The sequence below is a fragment of the Mesorhizobium sp. M7A.F.Ca.AU.001.01.1.1 genome (assembly GCF_004022735.1).
GTDB classification, from domain to species: domain Bacteria; phylum Pseudomonadota; class Alphaproteobacteria; order Rhizobiales; family Rhizobiaceae; genus Mesorhizobium; species Mesorhizobium ciceri.
In genome coordinates, this window is the sequence record NZ_RZPF01000758.1 from 1 (window position 1) to 2,961 (window position 2,961).

6 protein-coding genes are annotated in these 2,961 nt (G+C 61.5%); all 6 read left to right on the forward strand.

The window, feature by feature from the left end:
* Nucleotides 1-447, forward strand: a 447-nt coding sequence (locus EN884_RS31230; protein WP_164895272.1) for a UbiA family prenyltransferase, incomplete at its 5' end; no start/stop codon positions are given.
* A 2-nt stretch (nucleotides 448-449) separates the two neighbouring features.
* On the forward strand, nucleotides 450-608 hold the full coding sequence (locus tag EN884_RS31235; protein ID WP_013532777.1) for a hypothetical protein: 159 nt from the start codon (nucleotides 450-452) through the stop codon (nucleotides 606-608).
* Nucleotides 608-1,240: a cytochrome c oxidase assembly protein gene (locus tag EN884_RS31240; RefSeq protein ID WP_027164147.1), complete on the forward strand. Its 633-nt coding sequence runs from the start codon at nucleotides 608-610 to the stop codon at nucleotides 1,238-1,240. The genes EN884_RS31235 and EN884_RS31240 overlap by 1 nt, the downstream gene beginning before the upstream one ends.
* 1 nt (nucleotide 1,241) lies before the next feature.
* Nucleotides 1,242-2,123, forward strand: a complete 882-nt coding sequence (locus tag EN884_RS31245) for a cytochrome c oxidase subunit 3 (protein WP_024503615.1) — start codon at nucleotides 1,242-1,244, stop codon at nucleotides 2,121-2,123.
* A 91-nt stretch (nucleotides 2,124-2,214) separates the two neighbouring features.
* Nucleotides 2,215-2,706 (forward strand): L,D-transpeptidase family protein, encoded by a 492-nt coding sequence (locus tag EN884_RS31250; RefSeq protein WP_063167681.1) that lies wholly within the window; start codon nucleotides 2,215-2,217, stop codon nucleotides 2,704-2,706.
* Between the two features lie 21 nt (nucleotides 2,707-2,727).
* Nucleotides 2,728-2,961: DUF983 domain-containing protein (locus tag EN884_RS31255; RefSeq protein ID WP_164895273.1), on the forward strand; the 234-nt coding region annotated here is incomplete at its 3' end.

Sequence of the window (2,961 nt, forward strand, 5' to 3'; positions counted from 1 at the left end):
GGCTGGGCCGCGGTGACCGGGACGGTCAGCCTCGAAAGCGTTGTCTTGTTCCTGATCATCTTCCTTTGGACGCCGCCGCATTTCTGGGCGCTGGCGCTTTTCAAATCCGAGGACTACGCCAAGGCCGGTATTCCGATGATGCCCAACGTCGCCGGCCACGCTTCGACGCGCCGCCAGATCTTCGCCTATGCGCTGGTGCTGGCCCCGGTAGGCGTGCTGCCGTGGCTGCTCGGCTACACCACGCCCTTCTATGGCGTGGCCGCCCTGCTGCTCGGGGTCGGTTTTGCCTGGTACGCGTGGAAAGTGCTTGGCATGGCCGACGATGACCGCGTCATGAAACCGGCCAAGGCCCTGTTCGCCTATTCGCTGCTTTATCTCTTCGCCATCTTCGCTGCCTATCTGGCCGACAGCGTTGTCGAACGCGCGCTTGCCATGGGTGGAGCATGACCATGATCGAGGAAAAGCTCGAGACCGTCACGTTGACCGAGCGTCAGAAGAAGGCGCAGCGCAGCCGTTCTATCGCCATCGGCGTGGCGCTGGCGCTGCTGGTGGTCATTTTCTACATCGCGACGATCGTGAAGTTCGGCCACAATCTGGGCACGATGTGATGAGCGTCGAGAAGTCCAGGAAAGCGGCGGGCAAGAACAGCAACGTCATCGTCGCGGCTGTCTGCCTCGCCTTCTTCACCGGCATGATCGGCATGGCCTATGCCGCGGTGCCGCTCTACAAGATGTTTTGCCAGGCGACCGGCTATGGCGGCACGACGCAACGTGCCGAGAAGCAGTATGCCGGCCGCGTGCTCGACCGCGAGATCACCGTCCGCTTCGATGCCAACGTCGCCGGCGTGCCATGGGAGTTTCAGCCGGTCCAGCGCTCGATGACGATGAAGATCGGCGAGACCGTGCAGGCGCACTACCAGGCGACCAACAAGTTCGATCGTTCGGTGACCGGCCGCGCCACCTTCAACGTGCAGCCTGAACTGGCGGGCCCCTATTTCAACAAGGTCGAGTGCTTCTGCTTCACCGACACGACGCTGAAGCCCGGCGAGACGCTGGACATGCCGGTCCTGTTCTACGTGGACCCCGACATCGTCAATGTGCCGGAGCTCAAGGACGTGAAGACGATCACGCTGTCCTACACGATGTTCCCGGTCGAGAAGACCAAGCCGGTCGCCTCCTCGGCGCCGACCGATGGCAACAGCAAGACAATTTCGAATACCGAAGCAAATCTCGGGGGTTGATATGGCAGACGCGCACGCAAAACCACAGCATGACTATCATCTCGTCGACCCGAGCCCATGGCCTTTCCTAGGCTCGGTAGGGGCGCTGGTCATGGCCTTTGGCGGTGTCGCCCTGATGGAATATCTGAAGGGCGGGTCGTTCCCGATCTTCGGCTTCAACATCGCCAATCCGTGGCTGTTCTTCATCGGCCTCGTGATCGTCCTCTACACCATGTTCGCCTGGTGGTCGGACACGATCAAGGAAGCGCATGAGGGTCATCATACGCGGGTCGTGTCGCTGCACCTGCGCTATGGCATGATCATGTTCATCGCCTCGGAGGTGATGTTCTTCGTTGCCTGGTTCTGGGCCTATTTCGATGCCAGCCTTTTTGCCGGTGAGGCACAGAACTACGCGCGCGCCACATTTACTGGTGGCGTCTGGCCGCCGAAGGGCATGGAGGTTCTCGATCCCTTCCATTTGCCGCTCTACAACACCGTCATCCTGCTGCTGTCGGGCACCACGGTGACCTGGGCGCACCATTCGCTTCTTCACGGCGACCGCAAGGGGCTGATCAACGGCCTGGTGCTGACCGTTGGCCTCGGCATGCTGTTCACCATGGTGCAGGCCTACGAGTACATGCACGCTCCGTTCGCTTTCAAGGATTCCATCTATGGCGCCACCTTCTTCATGGCGACCGGCTTCCACGGGTTCCACGTCATCATCGGCACCATCTTCCTGTTGGTCTGCCTGATCCGGGCGATGAAGGGTGATTTCACCCCCAAGCAGCATTTCGGCTTCGAGGCGGCCGCCTGGTACTGGCACTTCGTCGACGTGGTCTGGCTGTTCCTGTTCGCCTCGATCTACGTCTGGGGATCGGTCGGCGCGGTGATCGAGGGCCACTGATCCAGGCCTGAGGGATTTTCATTTCTGGAGGCGGCCGCGGCAACGTGGCCGCCTTCTTCTTTTTGGCGCAATGATCGCTGATCGATAGCCAATGCGACTGACAATCTTCCGGGCTATTTGCGCATTGATGATCGGGGCACTCCCGGCCTTTGCCGGCGAGAAGGTGGACCTGGTGCGTGTTCACAAGGCCGAACGCCGGCTGGAACTGATCGGCGACGGCAAGGTCCTGCGAAACTACGGCATCGCGCTCGGCGGCGATCCCGTCGGGCACAAGCACCAGGAGGGCGATCAGCGCACGCCCGAGGGGAACTATGTCCTCGACTGGCGCAACCCGAACAGCATCGCGCACAAATCGATCCATATTTCGTACCCCAATGCCGACGATGAGGCCGCCGCCAAGGCGCGCAATGTCGGCGCGGGCGGCATGATCATGATCCACGGCCAACCGAATGGTTATGGCTGGTGGGGCTGGCTGCTTCAATTGGTCGACTGGACCGACGGCTGCATTGCGGTTACGGACTCCGACATGGACGAAATCTGGGCGCTGGTGGCCGATGGCACACCGATCGAAATCGAGCGGTAAGCAATGAGCGACGACGCTCCCATGAGTGAAGACAGGGCGATCTGGCCGCCGATCGATCCGATCTCGGCCGGCCTGCATGGCCGCTGCCCGCGCTGCGGCGAGGGGCGGTTGTTCTCCGGCTTCCTCACTGTCGGCAAGCGCTGCGTCAATTGCGGCCTCGATTATTCCTACGCCGATGCCGGCGACGGGCCGGCGGTGTTCGTCATCCTGATCATAGGCTTCCTTATCGTCGGCCTGGCGCTCTGGGTTGAAGTC

Coding starts and splice junctions, on each gene's coding strand:
- EN884_RS31240 (WP_027164147.1), top strand. CDS start 608: ATGAGCGTCGAGAAGTCCAGGAAAGCGGCGGGCAAGAACAGCAACGTC.
- EN884_RS31245 (WP_024503615.1), top strand. CDS start 1,242: ATGGCAGACGCGCACGCAAAACCACAGCATGACTATCATCTCGTCGAC.
- EN884_RS31235 (WP_013532777.1), top strand. CDS start 450: ATGATCGAGGAAAAGCTCGAGACCGTCACGTTGACCGAGCGTCAGAAG.
- EN884_RS31250 (WP_063167681.1), top strand. CDS start 2,215: ATGCGACTGACAATCTTCCGGGCTATTTGCGCATTGATGATCGGGGCA.